General features: G+C 59.7%; 1 protein-coding gene and 3 pseudogenes. All 4 read left to right on the forward strand.

Annotated elements, in window-relative coordinates; all coding sequences use genetic code 11:
* Window positions 1-195 (forward strand): annotated as a pseudogene (locus tag BSP239C_RS20270) (IS481 family transposase); the annotation flags it as partial.
* 78 nt (window positions 196-273) lie between these two features.
* Window positions 274-558: pseudogene (locus BSP239C_RS20275) on the forward strand (transposase); the annotation flags it as partial.
* Window positions 559-602: 44 nt separating this feature from the next.
* Window positions 603-1,784: an IS30 family transposase gene (locus BSP239C_RS20280; protein WP_101575096.1), complete on the forward strand. Its 1,182-nt coding sequence runs from the start codon at window positions 603-605 to the stop codon at window positions 1,782-1,784.
* A gap of 17 nt (window positions 1,785-1,801) precedes the next feature.
* Window positions 1,802-1,925: pseudogene (locus tag BSP239C_RS20285) on the forward strand (IS3 family transposase); the annotation flags it as partial.

The following is a 1,925-nucleotide window of genomic DNA, read 5'->3' on the forward strand; positions in this document are numbered from 1 at the left end:
GCCGATGGCACCGATACCGAGATCATCTCCTGGCTCGATGACCATTCGAGGATGCTCCTTCACGCCACAGCTCACACTCCTGTGACCGGACGTATTGTCATCGACACCTTCACCCAGACCATGGACGCCTACGGGCCACCAGCATCAACGCTGACCGACAACGGCATGGTCTATACAACCCGCTTTTCCCGCGGCCACGACGGCTGAGGTTAGCCTGGTTTTGTGGACACCCGAGCTAGCGGGATTCGTGATCCTGGTGGAAGGATGTCCAGCATGTCAGAGAGCAAGAAACAGCGTCGCACGTTCACGCCCGAGTACCGGCGGGAGGCCGCGACTTTGGTCATCGACACTGGTCGCTCGATCGCGGCAGTGGCCAAGGAGATCGGAGTCGGGGAACAGTCCCTGGGCACCTGGGTCAAAGCCGAAAAGCAGCGCCGACAAGGCGAGGGGGCATCGACGGGGCCGTTGGGCGAGGACGAGCGAGCAGAGCTGGCCCGGTTGCAACGGGAGAACTTCGAACTCAAACAGGACAATGAGTTTCTGGGAAAAGCGGCCTTAGACTCAAACCGTGAGTGCAACACCCTGATAGGCAGGAGGTAAACATGGCGAAGATCGGACGACCAGGTCTACCCGAATACGAACGCCGTAGAGTCTGGGACCTGTGGAAGGACGGCCACTCATTCAGCCACATCTCACGCAGGGTCGGTGCACCTCCGGGATCAGTATTCTCCATCCTCAAACCCCGCGGCGGTATCTACTATCCGACCCCGCATCCCCGACCTACATCACTGACACTGACCGATCGCGAAGAGATCTCCCGCGGCATCGCTGCCGGCCGCTCCATCCGCAACATCGCGGAAGGACTTGGCCGGTCACCATCGACGATCAGCCGCGAAATCAGGCGCAACAAGGGACAGAAAACCTATCGGGCCGTTGATGCCAACGACCGTGCACAACGGCGTCGACACCGACCCCAACGGTTGAAGCTGCAGAAGAACCCAGTCCTGTGCAACTACGTGTCCGCGCGGTTGAGCCACTGCTGGTCGCCAGAACAGATCACCGGACGCCTGCATCGCGACTACCCTGGCAATCGGCGAATGCACATCAGTCCAGAGGCGATCTATCGCAGCGTTTACCTCAACTCTGGCAGGAAAATTCTGCCCCACAATATTCACCACAATCTGCGTCGCCACCGCCCAATCCGGCATGGCAAGCACTACACCACTCGTGGACAGTGGCGATCGACTATCAAAAACGCCAAACCCATCGCAGACCGACCCCGAGCGGCCAATGATCGCACCGAAGCCGGCCATTGGGAGGGCGATCTCATCCTGGGGCCAAACACCACCCAGGTCGCGACGCTCGTTGACCGTGTCACCCGAGTCCTCGACCTCGTCGCCGCACCCAGCCGCGCAGCCTCATGTGTCAAAGACCAACTGATCAACCGTTTCAACGGCCACCACCAGGATCGAGCGCCTATGCGCACTCTCACGTGGGATCGGGGCATGGAGCTAGCCGAGCACGAAGCCGTCAGTCAGTCCACGGCAGTCGAGGTGTTCTTCGCCGATCCCCGCAGTCCCTGGCAGCGGGGCACGAACGAGAACAGCAACGGACTGACGCGACAATATCTGCCGAAGAAGACCGACCTCGGGACCTACGAGCAGTCAGACCTCGACAAGATCGCTCATGAGCTCAACACTCGTCCGCGGAAGTGCTTGGGCTTTCGAACACCTCTCGAAGCCCAACGCGATCATGCAACAAGAAAAGAGCAAGTGTTGCCTTGACGATTTGAATCCAAGGCATCCTTCTTCGCGTCGAAGCAACACCGTCGGAACGGTTCGAACTGATGCACGCGGAGAAGGACAACTACGCGATCACCCGAATGGCTAGACTCCTGAAAGTGGCCCGGGCTGGCTATTACGCGT

The sequence above is a fragment of the Brevibacterium sp. 239c genome (assembly GCF_900169365.1).
GTDB lineage: Bacteria > Actinomycetota > Actinomycetes > Actinomycetales > Brevibacteriaceae > Brevibacterium.